The sequence below is a fragment of the Arthrobacter sp. 147(2020) genome, assembly GCF_013116715.1.
Classification (GTDB): domain Bacteria; phylum Actinomycetota; class Actinomycetes; order Actinomycetales; family Micrococcaceae; genus Arthrobacter_D.
Window position 1 is genome coordinate 22,738 of the sequence record NZ_JABFOM010000003.1, and the last position, 17,721, is coordinate 40,458.

The following is a 17,721-nucleotide window of genomic DNA, read 5'->3' on the forward strand; positions in this document are numbered from 1 at the left end:
CCTATCGCTCGGTAGACTTGAGGCCATGACTGAACGAGCCACAGCCCCCGCCCCAGCCCATTCTGGCCCCCGCTCAGCCCACGGACTTGGCCTGGCGACCCTCACCGCCGACCGCACCGTCCTCGACGTGTGGTTCCCCCGCCCGGAGCTTGGCGGCCCTACCCAGGAGGATCTGAGGGATTCCCTCACGGCCCTGGCCGGCGCCGATGACCTCCGCGGCACCCGCCAGGAGGTCGTCCAGGTGCAGAGTGATCTGGACGCCCCGCCAGCCGACGCCGCCGACGCCTACCTGCGCCTTCACCTGCTGTCCCATCGGCTCGCCGCCCCCAACTCGATCAACCTCGACGGGCTGTTCGGGCTCCTGTCCAACGTGGTGTGGACCAACTTCGGGCCCTGCCCCGTCAAAGACTTCGACACCACCCGACTGCGCTTGCGCTCCCGCGGCGCCGTAGTGGTCTACGGGGTGGACAAGTTCCCCCGGATGGTCGACTACGTGGTGCCCACCGGCGTGCGCATTGCCGACGCCGACCGGGTTCGCCTGGGGGCCCATCTCGCCGACGGAACCACTGTGATGCACGAGGGATTCGTCAACTTCAACGCCGGCACCCTCGGACACTCAATGGTCGAGGGTCGTATCTCCGCCGGTGTGGTGGTTGGCGACGGTTCGGACATCGGTGGTGGGGCCTCCATCATGGGCACCCTCTCCGGCGGCGGCAAGGAACGCGTCTCCATCGGGGAACGGTGCCTCCTCGGCGCGCAGGCCGGCATCGGGATCTCCCTCGGCGACGATTGCGTCGTCGAGGCCGGCCTGTACATCACGGCTGGCACCAAGGTGACCCTGCCGGATGCGCGAGTGGTCAAGGCGTCCGAGCTCTCCGGCGAGTCGCACCTCCTGTTCCTCCGCAACTCGGCCACCGGCGTCGTTGAGGCCCGTCCCCGCAGCGGCCACGGCGTCGCGTTGAACTCAGTGCTGCACGCCAACTAGGTAGCCGTGGCGTACACGAAGGCCGAGGCACGTCGACGCCGCCGCCGGAAGACGGCGATCGTCCTCGTCATCCTGCTGGCGGTGCTGACGGGCGGGATCTACCTCGCGGTCAGCCAGGTGAACTCCTCCGAGGTCCTGGTGCGGGAACGGTGCACCGCCGTCGTCGGCAATGACACGTATGAGCTGGGTCTTGAACAGGCGCAGAACGCCTCCCTGATCGTTGCGGTGGCGGTGGCGCGGGGCCTCCCCGCGCGCGCTGCGTCGATTGCGCTGGCCACCGCCGTCCAGGAGTCGGGGCTGCGCAACCTCGACTACGGGGACGAGGCCGGACCCGACTCACGTGGCCTCTTCCAGCAGCGCCCCTCCCAGGGGTGGGGCACCGACGACCAGGTGCAGGATCCGCTCTACGCTGCCGGCGCGTTCTACGACGCACTGGTGGACATCCCGGGGTACGAGTCGCTGCCCATCACGGAGGCTGCGCAGGCGGTGCAGCGCAGTGCGCTCCCTGACGCCTATGCCGACCATGAGGCGGAGGGCCGGGCGTTCGCTTCAGCCCTTACTGGCAACTCCCCCGCGTCCCTGAACTGTGTACTGCGCGGGGCCGACGAGGTGGGGGACCCCGAATCGGTCCAGGCTGCGGCTGCGACGGCCTTCGGATCAATCGGCTCGACAGTGGTGGATGACCGATCGCTCATTCTCGAAGCCACCGGCGCTACGGGCTGGGCGGCCGCACAGTGGGCGGTAGCCAACGCGAAGGCCCTGCACATCGAGTCAGTGGCCTTCGGAGGCCTCGAATGGACCCGTGCCGGGCACGGGTGGACCGCCGTCGAGACGACCACCGGCCAGATCCGCGTCCTCCTCGCCGCCGACGACGCCGAGCAGCCCTAACCGCGCTTCAGCGCGCGTGGTGGGGCGCTAGGCGAGCAGTTCGACCACTGGTCGCACGTAGCTGCTGAAGGTTGGCGGGTCAGCGGCGAGGTCCTGGCTCATCAGCAGGGTGCCTGGCTCCACGAACCAGGCCCGCGCCTCGCTGAGTGGAAGTTCCACCACCTGCAAAGTGAACGACAGCGCATCTCTGCCCAGTTCAAGCTCGCGCTCCTGAACCAACTGTTCGAACGGGTCCCGCTGCCGGGATCTGCCCCGGCGACGGGCCAGGGCGGCGTACTCGATGCGCCGCTCGCGAGCCCAGTCGAGGCCCGCCCCATAGTGGGCCTGCGCCAGAAGCTGCAACGCAGGCAGCGAATCGAGTTCGGGGAACTGTGGGGCGGTCGCCTCGGCGTTGAAGCAGTCCCCCACCAGCTGATGCCACCAGGTTTCCCACTCGATCCGCAGGACCGTGAGCCCTCCCGCCGCGTGTACCAGATGACTCGGGTCCACCCGGCGCACCGGAGGGATCACCGGGGGCAATAAGGGGCTTCCCGCTGCCTCCAACCCGGCACAGTCGCGCAGGTACAGGGAGAACAGCAGCACCGGCGAGGAATCAGCAACGATCTGCCACCCGGGCCCACCGGTGGACATCATCAGCACAACCTTTCCCGGCGAGCCTGCCCGGTACCCGGTCGTGGGCTCGGCCCGCTGACTTCAAGGGTAGACCCAACTCACGCGCCCCAACAGCAGCTGAGCAGGTCAATACGGCGGGAACAAACTAGGCTGGAAGTATGAAAATTTTGGTTACCGGCGGTAGCGGGTACATAGGCTCCCATACGACACTCGCTCTTCTCGAAGCCGGACACGAGGTGGTGGTGGTCGACAACCTGATGAACTCCTCCGAGACAGCACTGGACCGGGTGAAGGAGCTCAGCGGGAAAAACCTCACCTTCCACCGGGTGGACCTGCTGGACGAGGCGGCGCTGACCGCAGTGTTTGACGCCGAGGCAATCGACGCGGTCATCCATTTCGCCGGTCTGAAGGCCGTCGGCGAGTCGGTGGCACAACCGCTGCACTACTACCACAACAACGTGGGCGGCACCCTGAACCTGCTGCGGGTCATGGAAACACGTCAGGTGAGGACACTGGTCTTCAGCTCCTCAGCAACCGTTTACGGGGCCTCCGAAGAGGTGCCACTGATCGAGAAGATGCCCCTGGACGCCGTGAACCCTTACGGCCGCACCAAGGAACAGATCGAGGACATCCTCACCGATCTCGGCGCAGCTGACGGTCGCTGGAACATTGCGCTCCTGCGGTACTTCAACCCCGTCGGCGCCCACGAGTCGGGGCGGATCGGTGAAGACCCGACCGGCATCCCCAACAACCTCCTCCCCTTCGTCGCTCAGGTGGCGGTGGGCCGCCGCGAGAAGGTGATGGTCTTCGGGAACGACTACCCCACCCCCGACGGCACCGGCGTCCGCGACTACATCCACGTGGTGGACCTCGCCGCCGGCCACCTTGCCGCCCTCGACTATCTGCGCACCCACGCCGGCGTGCACCGCTGGAACCTGGGCACCGGCAACGGTTCCTCGGTCCTGGAAGTCCTCGCCGCCTTCTCGGCAGCTGCCGGCCACGAGATCCCGTATGAATTCGCTGACCGCCGGCCCGGCGACGCGGCGGTCAGCTACGCTGACCCATCGGCCGCCCTGGCTGACCTTGGCTGGTCTGCTCACCGGTCGCTGCAGCAGATGTGTGAGGATCACTGGCGCTGGCAGAAGCACAACCCGCAAGGGTATGCGAGCTAGGAACCGCCCGACGGTTTCCCGGCATTAACCGCGACGGCCGGTCACCTCGCAAGGTGACCGGCCGTCGTCGTTATTAGTGGGTCGACGCGAGGGCGGCGTCCGGTCCCGCTACCGCGCGGGGTAGTTGCGCTCCGGCTCGCCCGTGTAGAGCTGCCGCGGGCGACCGATCTTGGTCTGCGGGTCCTGCATCATTTCGCGCCATTGCGCAATCCAGCCCGGAAGACGGCCAATCGCGAACAGCACGGTGAACATCTTCTCGGGGAAGCCCATGGCCTTGTAGATCAGGCCCGTGTAGAAGTCCACGTTCGGGTACAGCTTCCGCTCGATGAAGTAGTCATCGGCGAGGGCCTTCTCTTCAAGCCGCATCGCGATGTCAAGCAGTTCGTCGTTGCCGCCGAGCTTGCTGAGGATGTCGTGGGCGGTGGCCTTGACGATGGTGGCGCGGGGGTCATAGTTCTTGTAGACGCGGTGTCCGAAGCCCATGAGCTTCACCCCGTCTTCCTTGTTCTTGACCTTCTCCATGAAGTCCTCGGGCTTCATACCCTTGCCCTGGATGTCGCGGAGCATGTTCAGCACAGCCTCGTTGGCTCCACCGTGCAGTGGCCCGAACAGGGCGTTGATGCCCGCCGAGACCGACGCAAACATGTTGGCGTTGGAGCTGCCGACGAGGCGGACCGTCGACGTCGAGCAGTTCTGCTCGTGGTCGGCGTGCAGGATCAGCAGCAGGTCGAGGGCCTTGACCATCATCGGATCGAGGTCGTACGGCTCGGCGGGGAGACCGAAGGAGAGCCGGAGGAAGTTCTCGACCAGGTTCATCGAGTTGTCCGGGTAGAGCATGGGCTGCCCAATGGACTTCTTGTGCGCGTACGCTGCGATCACGGGGAGCTTCGCCATCAGGCGGAAGGTGGAAAGCTCTACCTGCTCGTCGTCGAACGGGTCGAGGGAGTCCTGGTAGAAGGTCGACAGCGCCGACACGGCCGAGGACAGCACCGGCATAGGGTGCGCATCGCGGGGGAAGCCGCCAAAGAAGCCCTTGAGCTCCTCGTGCAGCAGGGTGTGGCGGCGGATCCGGTCGTCGAACGCGGCCAGCTCGGTGGGGGTGGGCAGGTTCCCGTAGATCAGCAGGTAGGAGACCTCAAGGAAGCTCGAGTGCTGCGCCAGCTGGTCGATCGGATATCCGCGGTAGCGCAGGATGCCCTGGTCGCCGTCGATGTAGGTAATCGCCGAGGTGGTGGCTGCAGTGTTCATGAAGCCGGGGTCAAAGGTGACAGCGCCGGTCTGCTTGAGCAGCTTCGACACGTCGTAACCATTGTTGCCTTCAGCGGCGTTGACCATCGGGAGGCTGAGTTTGCCTCCGTCATAGTGCAGGGACGCACCGTTTTGCTCGGTCATTGAACTCTCCTCTAGGAGTGGGGCATGGATTGGCTCTACGGCACCGACAGCACATTCAACTAAAACGCTACCTTTAGGGGCACCCCCAGCGCTAATCCGCCAGCCCGGTCCGGCTTATTGCAGGCCTACGGCGCGGCGCTGAGCCTCGCCGCCGCCGCCGCAATGCCCTGATCAGTACCGGTCAGGGCCACCCTGATGAACCCTTGGCCGGCGTCGCCGTAGAAGGTGCCGGGCCCCACGATGATACCGAGCCGGGCGAACCGTTCGACGGTGGCCCACGTGTCCTCCCCCGCGGTCGCCCACAGGTACAGGCCGGCGGCAGAGTCCTGGATTTCCAGCCCAAAGTGCCGGAGCGCCGGAATCAGTTGATCCCTGCGCAGCCGGTAGAGGTCCTTCTGGGCCTGCACATGGCCGTCGTCGCCGAGGGCGGCGCGCATGGCGGCCTGAACCGGGAAGGGCACGATCATTCCGGCGTGCTTGCGGGAGTTGACCATGTTCGCGATCAGATCCGGGTCGCCGGCGGTGAACGCCGCACGGTAACCGGCCATGTTGGATTGCTTGCTCAGCGAGTACACGGCCAGCAGGTTGGTGTGGTCGCCGCCATTGACGCGGGGGTCGAGCACGCTGGGTACTGCCTCACCGCCACGCGCACTGTCCCAGTCGCCCCAGCCCAGCTCCGCGTAGCATTCATCCGATGCGACGACCGCTCCGAGCGCCCGCACATCAGTGACGATCCGCTCCAGCTCGGGGGCTGACAACACGTGACCTGTCGGATTCGCTGGCGAGTTGACCCACACCAGCCGCACCCGTGCGCGGGTGTCGTCATCCAGGGTGGAGAGGTCGTCGGCTGCCACTGCTGTGGCGCCGGTCAGGAGCGCACCGATGTCGTAGGTGGGGTACGCGACGGTCGGGCGAACGACGACGTCGCCCTCGCCCAGCCCGAGGAGGGTGGGAAGCCAGGCGACGAGCTCCTTGGAGCCGACGGTGGGGAGAATGTTCGCCGGGTCCAGGCCGTGGACTCCCCTGCGACGGGCGAACCAGTCGCTGATTGCCGTCCGGAGTTCGTTGGTGCCGTGCGTGGTCGGGTAGCCGGGCGCGTCAGCAGCAGCTGTCAGGGCGTCCTGGATGACGGCGGGCGTGGGATCCACCGGGGTGCCGATCGACAGGTTGACGGCGCCGTCCAGGTGCTTGCCTGCCATCGCCACGTAGGGCGCCATGGCGTCCCAGGGGTAGTCCGGGAGGGCGATCCCGAACTGCCGGTTGCCGCCCTGGACGCTCATACGTCGTGGGTCTGGGGCGGAAGGGCAGCGATGATCGGGTGGTCCTTGCCGATGTTCCCCAGCTTCGCGGCTCCGCCCGGGGAGCCGATGTCGTCAAAGAACTCGACGTTGGCTTTGTAGTACTCGGCCCACTGGTCGGGGGTGTCATCCTCGTAGTAGATGGCTTCCACCGGGCACACCGGCTCGCAGGCGCCGCAGTCGACGCACTCATCCGGATGGATGTAGAGGGACCGTTCGCCTTCGTAGATGCAATCTACGGGGCATTCCTCGATGCAGGCCTTGTCCTTCAAATCCACGCACGGCTGTGCGATTACGTAGGTCACTTCCCACGCCTTTCCAGTTGGGGCTTTGGTTCCGTTTCCAGCTTAACGCAACGGCCGGGTGCTGCCGCATCGCCTCCACCACGAGCACTATGACCCTGCCCACTACGATGAACAGAATGGACTCCCCCGCACAGCAGCTGACGCACCTTCCCGTGGGTACCCGCGTGGTGGTGCGGTATCGCCTCGACGGTGGACTGACGGACGCCCTGGGCGACCTGGTGCACGTCGACAACGTTAGCTGCACGGTCCGCACCCGCCGGCATGGCGACGTCGTCGTCAATCTGGACCTGGTGACCGCGGCGAAGCCCGTACCTCCACCGCCGCCACGCCGCCCCCGACGGTTCTAGCCCGGTAGCCGACCTGGAGCCAGTAAGGTCCCAGTGAACCCGCCCGATCAGTGGGACATACGCACCGAAGTGTGACGCGGTCACCGGCGGTCAGTGATTGGAAAATGTCAATCACTGGGGCGGTCTGACGTATCATTTAAGGCATGGATACTGATGAGGACGTACAGGCGCGCGGCCGTGCGCTCAGCTCCCCCGTTAGACTGCGAATCCTCCGGTTATGCCTCCACAAGGGCAGAACCAATAAGGAAATCGCCGAAATCCTCGACCTCAACCCGGCGACCGCACTGCACCACGTGCGCACGCTGCTGGCCACCGGATTCCTCGCCGCCGAAGAGCCCCGCACCGGCAACCGCGGAGCGAAGGAAATCCCCTACCGCGCGACAGGTTTGTCGTGGCGCAGCAGGATTCCCAATGCGGCACCCGTGCTGGTGGAGACGTTCCTGCAGGAGATTGACGGTCTGAACCCGTCCGAAATTGATGTCTGGCGCCTCGGAGTGCGACTCAACGAGGACAACCGTACCGAGATGATGCGCCGGATCCGCGAAATCCTCGAAGAATACGCGGTGCGTGATTCCGACACCGATGGCACCGCAACCTCGATCATGCTGGCCCACCACCTGGACCGCAGCGCCGACTAGGCTCAGCGCTTCACAGCGCGAAGCCGGCTGGACCGCCGGGGGCGTAGCGCCCACCAGGACACCAGCGTAGCCAGGACCGTCGCGACGGCCACTCCAAAAACCCAGACACTTCCAGCGATTGCCGCGGGCAACGCCGGATCCGCTCCTGTATCGGTCAGGACCAGCGGGTAGGTCTCGACGGCGGCGAACCAGCCCACCACGAGGTAGGCCACTCCACCGACCACGGGACTCAGGTACACGTTCCGCGCGGCTACCGCGGCGAATATAGCTGTGCTCCCGACCAGGGCGACAGCAGCCAGGGCCCCCAGGGGCACCGTCACTCCTGCCAGTTCCCAACCCTGTGCATGCAGCGCGGTCCCCAGAATGGCTGCAACCACTCCGACAGCAACCGAACCGGCCAGGGAAAGCCAGAGAGAAGCAGGACGCCGCACGTGGTTCCCCCGTGGACGGTCGCCAGGCGTAGTGCCCCCCGGACGACCGACGACGACGGCGGCAGGGCGCCGCGCGTCGTCGTCAGTCAGAGCCGGAGGAGGATCCTGCAACGTCAGCGGACCCTAGACGCGGGCGCGTGAACGGGCTGCGCGCATCCGCTCGTTGGCGTCGAGGATCAGCTTGCGGATCCTGATCGACTCAGGAGTCACCTCGACACACTCGTCTTCGCGGGCGAACTCCAGCGACTCCTCAAGCGTGAGCTTGCGGGGAGGGGTGAGGTTCTCGAAGGTGTCCGAGGAAGCCGCACGCATGTTGGTGAGCTTCTTTTCCTTGGTGATGTTCACGTCCATGTCGTCCGCGCGTGAGTTCTCGCCGACAATCATGCCCTGGTACACCTCGGAGGTGGGCTCCACGAAGAAGGAGCCGCGCTCCTGCAGGTTGATCATGGCGAACGGGGTGACAACTCCGGCGCGGTCAGCGATCATCGAGCCGTTGGTGCGGTATTCGATGTCGCCCGCCCAGGGCTCGTAGCCCTCGGAGTAGGAGGAAGCGATACCGGCGCCGCGCGTGTCAGTGAGGAACTTGGTGCGGAAACCGATGAGGCCGCGGGCGGGAACGATGAATTCCATCCGGACCCAGCCGGTGCCGTGGTTGGACATGTTGATCATCCGGCCCTTGCGGGTCGCAAGGATCTGGGTGACAGCACCCAGGTACTCCTCGGGGACGTCGATGGTCATGTGCTCCATCGGCTCGTGGACCTTGCCGTCAACCATGCGGGTGACAACCTGGGGCTTGCCGACGGTCAGTTCGAAGCCTTCGCGGCGCATCTGCTCGACCAGAATGGCCAGCGCGAGCTCGCCACGTCCCTGGACTTCCCAGGCGTCAGGACGCTCGGTGGCGAGAACCTTCAGGGAAACGTTACCGATCAGTTCACGGTCCAGGCGATCCTTCACCTGGCGCGCGGTGACCTTGGCGCCCTTGACCCGGCCCGCGAGGGGCGAGGTGTTGATACCGATGGTGACCGAGATGGCCGGATCGTCAACGGTGATCAGCGGCAGTGGCTGAGGGTTGTCGATGTCGGTCAGGGTTTCACCGATGGTGATGTCCTCGATACCGGCGACGGCGACAATCTCGCCTGGCCCGGCGGAATCGGTGGGCACACGATCGAGGGCGCGGGTGGCCAACAGTTCGGTGATCTTGACTGACTTCATTTCACCGTTGTGACGCGCCCAGGCAACGGTCTGGCCCTTGCGCAGGGTGCCGTTGAAGATACGCAGCAGGGCGAGACGGCCAAGGAACGGCGAGGCGTCCAGGTTGGTCACGTGTGCCTGCAGCACGCCGTCCGGGTTGTACCGGGGTGCTGGGATGTGCTCGATGATGGTCTGGAACAGTGGCTCGAGGTTGTCGTTCGAGGGAACGGTGCCGTCGGCGGGCTGCTCGAGGGAGGCTGCGCCTTCACGGGCCGCGGCGTACACCACGGGAACGTTCAGGACTGAGTCCAGGTCGAGGTCCGGAACTTCGTCGGCGAGGTCGGAGGCGAGGCCCAGGAGAAGGTCCATGGATTCGCTCACCACTTCGTCGATCCGCGAGTCGGGACGGTCGGTCTTGTTGACCAGCAGCACGACGGGGAGCTTCGCGGCAAGCGCCTTACGCAGCACGAAACGGGTCTGGGGCAGTGGGCCTTCCGAGGCGTCCACGAGGAGGACGACGCCGTCGACCATCGACAACCCACGTTCCACTTCGCCGCCGAAGTCGGCGTGGCCAGGGGTATCGATCACGTTGATGGTGATGGTCTCACCCTTGGCCGAGGGGCCGTTGTAGAACACGGTGGTGTTCTTGGCGAGGATGGTGATGCCCTTCTCGCGCTCAAGGTCGCCCGAGTCCATGACCCGGTCAGCTACGTCGCCGTGAGCTGCGAAGGAATTGGTCTGCCGGAGCATGGCATCAACCAAGGTGGTCTTTCCGTGGTCAACGTGGGCCACGATGGCAACGTTGCGGAGGTCGCTGCGAACAGCTGTGTTGCCTGTGGTTTCAGACATGCGTAATGACTCAATTCAGTAATCTTGAGGGGAATCTAGCGTTATGAGGACGGCGCCTGCTTGTACCAGTCTAAGCTCTCAGGAAAAAATGCCCTAACGCGGGGACCTTTTCGGGTCAAAATCACAGCTCTACCGCCGGTCACCGTGACGCACGACGGCGGCCCACCCCCAGGGAGTGAGCCGCCGTCGAACCGGTCGATGACCAGCAGTTGGCGCTAGGCGGCGTCCGGAGGGAGCACCAGACCAGCCCCGGGAATCGCGTCGAGCAGCGCCCGGGTGTAGGGGGTCTGCGGGTGGTCGAAGACGTCGTCAGTCGACCCCTGCTCCACCAGCTTCCCCTTCTCCATCACGCACACGTGATCAGCAATCTGCCGGACCACTGCCAGGTCGTGAGTGATGAACAGGTAGCTCAGACCGAGCTCGGCCTGCAGATCCGCAAGGAGGTTCAGGATCTGCGCCTGGACCAGGACGTCCAGCGCCGAAACTGCTTCGTCACAGATCACTACCTCAGGGTCGAGGGCCAGCGCGCGTGCAATGGCCACCCGCTGCCGCTGCCCGCCGGAGAGCTCGTTGGGGAACCGGCGCATCATGGAGGCGGGCAGTGCCACCTGCTCCAGCAGGTCCCTGACCTTCTGCTCCCGGGACTTCGCGTCCCCAATCCCATGCACCCGCAAGGGCTCCTCAATGGTTCTGAAGATGTTGTACATGGGATCCAGCGACCCATATGGGTCCTGGAAGATCGGCTGCACCCGGCGCCTGAAGTCGAACATCTTCTTCCGGCTCAGGGTGGTGATATCCACCCCGTCGAAGTCGATGCTGCCTCCCGTCGCAGGTTCCAGTCCCAGCACCATCCGCGCGACAGTCGACTTGCCGGAGCCGGACTCGCCGACCACCGCCGTCGTTGTCCCGCGTGCGATGGAGAAGGAAACCCCGTCGACCGCTTTGAAGTCGGTCGACTTGCCCCAGCTGCCGCGGATCTTGAAGACCTTCGTCAGATCCTTGACCTCGATGACCTTGTCGACGGCTCCGCCGTCCGCGGCGGGCTCCTCGGGTGCAAGCACCTCGGTGGTCGCCACGCCCAGCTTCTTGGCGGATTCGATCCGCCGGGAAGCCAGGGATGGCGCCGACGCAACCAGTTTCTGCGTGTAGGCGTGCCGCGGGTTGGTGAGCAGTTCCATCGCTGGACCGGCTTCCACCACCTTCCCCTTGTACATGACGATCACCTTGTGGGCCCGCTCTGCGGCCAGTCCCAGATCGTGGGTGATCAGCAGCACCGCCGTCCCGAGGTCCCTGGTCATGCTGTCCAGGTGGTCGAGGATCTGCCGCTGGACTGTCACGTCCAGGGCCGACGTCGGCTCATCGGCGATCAGCAGGCGGGGCCTGCAGGACAAGCCGATGGCGATCAGTGCGCGTTGCCGCATACCGCCCGAGAACTCGTGCGGGTACTGGTTGGCGCGTGACTCGGCGTCGGGGAGGCCAGCCTCCGCAAGCACTTGCGCCACGTCCTTCTTCCCGTGGGGCAGGCCGTTGGTCCGCAACGTTTCCTTGACCTGGAAACCAATTTTCCAGACAGGGTTCAGGTTGGACATGGGGTCCTGGGGGACCATCCCGATGGATGAACCTCGCAGTTCCACAATCCGCTTCTCGTCCGCATGGGTGATGTCCTCGCCGTCGAACAGTACCTGTCCGCCGGACACACGGCCGTTCGCCGGAAGCAGGCCGATCGCCGCGAGGGCGGTGGTGGACTTGCCCGACCCCGACTCCCCCACGATGGCGACGGTCTCGCCCGGCATGATGGTCAGCCGGGCATTCTTGACCGCTTCCACGTCCCCCTGTGAGGTGGTGAAGGTGATCGCGAGGTCGCGCAGCTCAAGGAGCGGCTGCGCCGGGATGGGTTCTGCCCCGGTGTTTTCTGGAGTGTGTGTCATCGCTTCCGGGCCTTTGGATCGAGTGCGTCCCGCAGCGCGTCGCCCAGCATGATGAAGCTGAGCACCGTCAGTGAGAGCGCGAGGGCTGGCCAGAACAACGGCATGGGGTTGGTCCGCACCGTGGGTTCCGCCGAGAAGATGTCATTTCCCCACGACATGACGTCGGGTGGCAGGCCAATGCCCAGGAAGGACAGCGTCGATTCGGCGACGATGAACGTGCCGAGGGAGATCGTGGTGATCACAATCACCGGGGCCAACGCGTTGGGGATCACGTGTTTCAGCAGGGCCGAGAACCGTGAAACACCCAGTGAGCGCGCCGCGGTGACGAAGTCGGCGTTCCTGACGGAAATCACCGACGCCCTGGTGATGCGGGCAATCTGTGGCCAGCCGAAGGTCACCAGAATGACCACCAGCGTCCACACGCTGCGGTTCTCCCTGAAGAAGGGCAGCTGCACCACGACGATGGCGCCCAGGATCAGGGGCAACGCGAAGAAGATGTCTCCCAGACGGGCGAGGATCGCATCGATCCAGCCACCGTAGAATCCGGCGATGGCGCCGATGGCGCCGCCGATCAGGAGGACGCCGAGGGTGGAGAACATTCCCACCATGAGCGACGACTGGGTTCCGTAGACCACCCTGGACAGCACGTCACAGCCCTGCTGGGTGAAGCCGAGGGGATGCCCGGGAGCGGGACCGCCACCGGAGTTGGCCAGCAGGCAGTTCTCGTTGGGTGGTTCGTTGGTGAAGATCCCGGGGAATAGGGCCACAAAAATGACCGCCAGGATGAGGATGCCACTGAGGATGAACAGGGGCTGGCGGCGCAGGTTGCGCCACGCTTCGCTCCATTGGCTCCGCGGTGCATCGTCAGTGGTTGCACTGTCGGTGGCTACAACCGGGGTGTCCTCGGCGTCGGCAACGAAGTGCTCGATGGGGTACGCAGGTTGCTTGGGTGCGACCACGCGTTTGGGTGTGTTTTCCATGTCAGGCATATCGAATCCTCGGGTCAAGCCATGCGTACAGCAGATCCACCACCAGATTGGCGATGCAGAATATCAGGATCAGAACGGTGACGATTGCCACCACGACGGGGGCTTCACCGTTGAGGACGGCGCGGTACAACGTGTTGCCCACTCCGTTCACGTTGAAGATGCCCTCCGTGACGATCGCGCCACCCATCAGGGCGCCCAGGTCGGCGCCAAGGAAGGTGATGACGGGGATCATCGAGTTGCGCAGGATGTGCACCGTGACCACGCGGCGCCGTGAGAGGCCCTTGGCTGTGGCGGTTCGCACATAGTCGGCGTTCACGTTCTCGATGATGCTGGTGCGGGTCAACCTCAGCACATAGGCGAAGGAAACCAGTCCCAGCACGACGGCGGGCAGGATCAGTTCGTTGAAAGGCGCCGCGCCGCTCACTGTGGGGCTGGCCCACCCGAGCTTGACGCCGACGATGAACTGCATGAGGAACCCAAGAACGAAGATGGGAACAGCGATGACGACCAGGGAGACGACCAGGATGGTCGAGTCGAAGATCTTTCCCTTCCGCAGTCCGGCGATGAGGCCGAACAGGATACCGAAGACGGCCTCGAACACGAGGGCCATGATGGCGAGCCGCGCGGTGGTGGGGAAGACTTCGGCAATGATCGTGGCGATTTCCCGACCCGCGAAGTTGACGCCGAGGTCGAAAGTCAGAACGCCCTTGATGAAGAGGAAGTATTGCACCCAGAACGGCTGGTCCAGGTTGTACTGCTCCCGCAATGCTGCCTCGACGGCTGGGGTGCAGCCCCGCTCGCCACAGATGGCGGCGGTGGGATCACCGGGAAGGCTGAAGACCAGGAAGTAGACCAGCAGGGTGGCACCGATAAAGACGGGAATCAGTTGAAGAACGCGCCGGATGATGTACCAGGACATCAGGCAACACCCCCGGCGGAGAGCGTCCCCACGGAACGCTGTTGAAGCTTATTCATCTGTTGTGGACCTTTGGATTTGGAGCAAACTGATGGGGCCCTCCGGAGAGGACCCCATCAGTTGTTCGGTGTTACTTGGTGGTGATGGCGTTGTACAGGGGAACGCCATTCCAGCCGAACTCGACGTTGTCGACGTTCTGGCTCCAGCCGCCCTGGGCAACCTGGTACCACAGCGGGATGGAGGGGAGGTCCTCAAGGAGCATTTCCTGCGCCTTGTTCATGGCCTCGGCTCCCGCCTCGACGGAGTCCGCCGCGAGGCCATCGGAGAGGGCCTGGTCAAACTCGGGGTTCTCGTACACGGAGTCATTGGATCCGGCGCCGGTGGCGTGGATGGGTCCAAGGAAGTTGTACAGGGACGGGTAGTCTGCCTGCCAGCCGGTGCGGATGGCACCGGTCAGGGTCTTGTCGGTGGCGTTGGTGCGCAACTCGGCGAACGTGGAGAACGGCAGACCGCTCACCTCGATGTCCAGGTTGTTCTTGAGCCCGTTAACGACTGCTTCCACCCAGGTGCGGTGGTCCCCGGCGTCGGCGTTGTAGGCGATGGTCAGTGGCTCGGAGTCATCGTAGGGCTCGATGGCTTCAGCCTCTTCCCACAGCTCCACCGCGCGCTCAGGGTTGAACTCAAGGTTCTCGCTGCCGGGCAGGCTGTCGTTGTAACCCTCAAGCACGGGGGCGGTGAATTCGGTGGCTGGGGTGCGGCCGTTGTTGAAGATCACCGTGGTGATCTCTTCCCGGTCGATCGCCATCGAGATTGCCTGGCGGCGCAGCTTGCCGTCCTCGCCGTCCCAGTTTTCGAGGTAGTAAGGGATGGAGATGGTCTGGTTGCCCGCGTAGGGGGATTCCAGCCAGCGGTCGTCCAGGTCATTCTTGAAGTTCTGCACGTCGGAAGTAGGCACGGTCTTCAGGACGTCGAGGTTGTCCGAGATGAGGTCCTGGTAGGCGGTGCTGCCATTCTGGTACATCTTGAACGTGACGCCAGCGTTCTGCGCGGCCTGCGGGCCGTCGTAGTCCTCGTTCGGGACGAGCGCGATCTGCTGGTTGTGCTCCCAGGCACCCTCGGCGGCGAACTTGTAGGGTCCGTTGCCGATCGGGTTCTCGCCGAAGGCTTCGAAGTCCTCGAAGGCAACCTCGGGCAGTGGGGAGAAAGCGCTGTAGCCGAGGCGCAGAGGCCAATCCGACTCGGGCTGGCTCAGGGCAACCGTGAAGGTGCGCTCGTCAACCACTGTCAGGCCCGACATTTCCTCGAGCTCGGAGCCTTCGGCGCTGACTTCGTCGTAGCCTTCGATGCTCTCGAAGAAGTAGCTCGACAGCTGGGCATTCTTCGCCGCTGCGCCATAGTTCCAGGCGTCGACGAAGGACTGGGCCGTGACAGGCTCCCCGTTGGTGAAGGTCTTACCCTCTGCCAGGGTGATTGTGTAGTTCTGTGCATCCTCGGTTTCGATGGACTCGGCCATCTCGTTCTGGGACACGCCATCAGCGTCGTAGCTGACCAAACCGGAGAAGATCAGGTCGACTACTGCTCCGCCGCCCACCTCGTTGGTGCTGGTAGGGATCAGTGGGTTCTGTGGCTCAACGCCGTCAACCACGATGGGCCGATCGGTGCTCGATGCGGCGTCGTCGCCACTACCGCCACATGCACTTAGTGCCAGTGTCGCAGTCAAAGCAACGCCAACAACCTTGGAAATACGCGCTAAACGCATTCCGCCTCCTTGTGTATTTTGTCAGACCGGATCGATGTTTCCGTCCGGATTTGAGCCAGCATCCTGTTGTACATGTCCTGGCTCACAGTGGACAAGCTTAGGCCTCTGAAGTTGCCTGACGAAACCGAACATCCGGTAACACGCAAAAGCGGCCCGCCCCAGAAGGACGGACCGCAGGTGCTTCTTGCGCTAGATCAAGCCGCAGGAGGGCCCGATGGAGTCTAAGACTTTTTCGAGCGGGAGAGCTTCCAGCGCCGGGTGGAGCTGGTGCCGGTGGAGGCCGGGGCTTCCTCGAGATGGTAGTCCTTGAGCTGATCATGGATCTGCTGATCCATCCGATCGGACATGTTCTCGCTGACCTGATCGGTGACCTGATCGGCGAGGGCGTTGCGGGCCTGGCGCCGCTGGGCGCGCAGGAACTGCTGGTGCTCGTCGTGGAACGCCTTGGCCGTGGAGATGCACATGAAAATCATCACCACGCTGAACGGCAGTGCCGTCAGGATCGCGGCGGTCTGGATCGAGGCAAGCCCATCGTCCCCCACGAGGAGCAGGGCGATTGCCACCGCAGCGGCGGCAATGGCCCAGAAGGCACGGACCCAGTTCTTCGGGTCCGGGTGTCCGCCCGTGGAGATCATGCTCATCACCAGGGCGCCGGAGTCCGCGGAGGTGATGAAGAAGATGGCGATCAGGATGATCGCGCCGATCAGCAGGATCGGCCCACCGGGTAGCTCGGTGAGTAGCCCGAACAGGGCGTTGTTCGTATCCACTGCTCCGTCTTCGCCCACGAGGCCGCCCTGGCCAAACAGTTCGCGGTAGAGGGCTGATCCGCCGAGGACCGAGAACCACAGGAAGGTGAGCATGGTCGGCACCAGCAGGACGCCGGCGACGAACTCGCGTACGGTGCGGCCCTTGGAGATGCGGGCAATGAAGATCCCTACGAACGGGGCCCAGGAAATCCACCAGCCCCAGTAGAAGGTAGTCCAGGCGGACTGCCAGGCTTCGCCGTCGGCTCCGGCGAAGGCCAGGGTGTCGAAGGTCAGTCCGACGACGTTCTGCAGGTAGTTACCGATCGACTGAATGAACTCCCGCAGGAGGAAGAGGGTGGGGCCAGTGAAGAGGATGAACAGCAAGAGGACGCCGGCCAGCACCAGGTTGGTGTTGGAGAGCCACTTCATGCCCTTGCCGACACCGGAAATCACCGACACCAGGGTCAGCGCCGTGATGCAAAGAATCAGGCCGACCTGAGTGAACTTGGTTGCCTCGACAATGTTGGCGGTATCAAGACCAGCCGACATCTGGAGCACTCCCAGTCCGAGGGAAGTGGCGACACCGAAGAGCGTGCCGACGAGCGCGACGACGTCGATCGCGTCGCCCCATTTGCCCTTGACCTTGTCGCCCAGCAGTGGCTCAAGGGTCCAGCGGATGGAGATCGGGCGGCCGCGGCGGTGCACCGCGTAGGCGATGGCAAGGCCCACCACAACGTAGATGCTCCACGCGTGCAGTCCCCAGTGGAGGAAGGTCTGGGTGAGGGCCTGCTGGGCCAGCTCAATGCCGGTACCTTCAGTACCGGGAGGCGGAGCAGCGAAGTGGTTCAGCGGCTCGGCGACACCCCAGAACACCAGACCGATGCCCATGCCAGCGGCGAAAAGCAGCGCAAACCAGGACATCAGTGAGAACTCGGGACGATCCTCGTCTTTGCCGAGCCGGATATCCCCAAAGCGGCTCAGGCCGACCCAGAGGGAGAACACCACAAACATGGCGACGATTGCCACGTAGTACCAGCCGAACCCGCTGATGACGTTCGTCTGGATGGTGCCGAAGACCTCGGCTGCCGTAGAGGGGAATAGGAGGGCGAAGCCCACGAACACCACGATGAGCGCAGCAGCCGGATAGAACACTGACTTCGCCAGGCGCGAGGCCGGCTGCGGTTTTCCGTCCGTGGGGTGGCCGCCTGGCTCGCCGGGTGGACTATCGGTTGCCGGATTTCCGGACCTGAGGGACATTCGAGTTACTCCTCATTC

At 64.5% G+C, this 17,721-nt stretch carries 16 protein-coding genes; 5 read left to right on the forward strand and 11 right to left on the reverse strand.

Translation table 11 applies throughout. The features are described from left to right. Positions 1–25: 25 nt before the first annotated feature. The gene (gene dapD / locus HMI58_RS03585; RefSeq protein WP_171584038.1) at positions 26–985 is read left to right on the forward strand and encodes a 2,3,4,5-tetrahydropyridine-2,6-dicarboxylate N-succinyltransferase; all 960 of its coding nucleotides are present in this window, start codon (positions 26–28) and stop codon (positions 983–985) included. Positions 986–991: 6 nt separating this feature from the next. Further along, positions 992–1,873, forward strand: coding sequence for a hypothetical protein (locus HMI58_RS03590; RefSeq protein WP_171584037.1), 882 nt, complete (start codon positions 992–994; stop codon positions 1,871–1,873). Positions 1,874–1,900: 27 nt separating this feature from the next. On the opposite strand, the gene HMI58_RS03595 is transcribed toward HMI58_RS03590, so the two are convergent. Beyond that, on the reverse strand, positions 1,901–2,506 hold the full coding sequence (locus tag HMI58_RS03595; RefSeq protein ID WP_171618185.1) for a hypothetical protein: 606 nt from the start codon (positions 2,504–2,506) through the stop codon (positions 1,901–1,903). 137 nt (positions 2,507–2,643) lie between these two features. On the opposite strand from HMI58_RS03595, the gene galE reads away from it, so the two are divergent. Then, complete coding sequence (gene galE / locus HMI58_RS03600; RefSeq protein WP_171618186.1) at positions 2,644–3,657, forward strand: UDP-glucose 4-epimerase GalE; 1,014 nt, start codon at positions 2,644–2,646, stop codon at positions 3,655–3,657. A 108-nt stretch (positions 3,658–3,765) separates the two neighbouring features. Here the strand turns inward: galE and HMI58_RS03605 are convergent, their stop codons facing one another. From HMI58_RS03605 to fdxA, 3 genes are all read right to left on the reverse strand, one after another. Continuing rightward, the gene (locus HMI58_RS03605) at positions 3,766–5,049 is read right to left on the reverse strand and encodes a citrate synthase (RefSeq protein WP_171584034.1); all 1,284 of its coding nucleotides are present in this window, start codon (positions 5,047–5,049) and stop codon (positions 3,766–3,768) included. A gap of 125 nt (positions 5,050–5,174) precedes the next feature. Next, entirely contained in the window at positions 5,175–6,329 is a 1,155-nt protein-coding gene (gene dapC / locus HMI58_RS03610; RefSeq protein ID WP_171618187.1) for a succinyldiaminopimelate transaminase, read from the reverse strand. Continuing rightward, positions 6,326–6,652, reverse strand: a complete 327-nt coding sequence (fdxA, locus tag HMI58_RS03615) for a ferredoxin (protein ID WP_171584032.1) — start codon at positions 6,650–6,652, stop codon at positions 6,326–6,328. The genes dapC and fdxA overlap by 4 nt, the downstream gene beginning before the upstream one ends. 116 nt (positions 6,653–6,768) lie before the next feature. Between fdxA and HMI58_RS03620 the strand changes: the two genes are divergently transcribed. Beyond that, positions 6,769–6,999, forward strand: a complete 231-nt coding sequence (locus tag HMI58_RS03620) for a hypothetical protein (protein ID WP_205207866.1) — start codon at positions 6,769–6,771, stop codon at positions 6,997–6,999. Positions 7,000–7,142: 143 nt separating this feature from the next. After that, positions 7,143–7,637: a winged helix-turn-helix domain-containing protein gene (locus tag HMI58_RS03625; RefSeq protein WP_171584030.1), complete on the forward strand. Its 495-nt coding sequence runs from the start codon at positions 7,143–7,145 to the stop codon at positions 7,635–7,637. A 2-nt stretch (positions 7,638–7,639) separates the two neighbouring features. On the opposite strand, the gene HMI58_RS03630 is transcribed toward HMI58_RS03625, so the two are convergent. The 7 genes from HMI58_RS03630 to HMI58_RS03660 form a co-directional block, all read right to left on the reverse strand. Beyond that, the gene (locus tag HMI58_RS03630; RefSeq protein ID WP_171618188.1) at positions 7,640–8,068 is read right to left on the reverse strand and encodes a hypothetical protein; all 429 of its coding nucleotides are present in this window, start codon (positions 8,066–8,068) and stop codon (positions 7,640–7,642) included. 123 nt (positions 8,069–8,191) lie between these two features. Next, positions 8,192–10,108 (reverse strand): translational GTPase TypA, encoded by a 1,917-nt coding sequence (gene typA / locus HMI58_RS03635; protein WP_171618189.1) that lies wholly within the window; start codon positions 10,106–10,108, stop codon positions 8,192–8,194. A 215-nt stretch (positions 10,109–10,323) separates the two neighbouring features. Beyond that, entirely contained in the window at positions 10,324–12,036 is a 1,713-nt protein-coding gene (locus tag HMI58_RS03640) for an ABC transporter ATP-binding protein (RefSeq protein WP_171618190.1), read from the reverse strand. Continuing rightward, on the reverse strand, positions 12,033–13,016 hold the full coding sequence (locus tag HMI58_RS03645) for an ABC transporter permease (RefSeq protein ID WP_171584310.1): 984 nt from the start codon (positions 13,014–13,016) through the stop codon (positions 12,033–12,035). Before HMI58_RS03645 ends, HMI58_RS03640 begins: the two co-directional genes overlap by 4 nt. Before the next feature lies 1 nt (position 13,017). Then, positions 13,018–13,944 carry an ABC transporter permease gene (locus tag HMI58_RS03650; protein WP_171584026.1) on the reverse strand — a complete coding sequence of 309 codons (927 nt, stop codon included), beginning with the start codon at positions 13,942–13,944 and terminating at the stop codon, positions 13,018–13,020. Between the two features lie 127 nt (positions 13,945–14,071). Further along, entirely contained in the window at positions 14,072–15,700 is a 1,629-nt protein-coding gene (locus HMI58_RS03655) for an ABC transporter substrate-binding protein (protein WP_171618191.1), read from the reverse strand. 221 nt (positions 15,701–15,921) lie between these two features. After that, the gene (locus tag HMI58_RS03660; protein ID WP_171618192.1) at positions 15,922–17,703 is read right to left on the reverse strand and encodes a BCCT family transporter; all 1,782 of its coding nucleotides are present in this window, start codon (positions 17,701–17,703) and stop codon (positions 15,922–15,924) included. Positions 17,704–17,721: the final 18 nt, after the last annotated feature.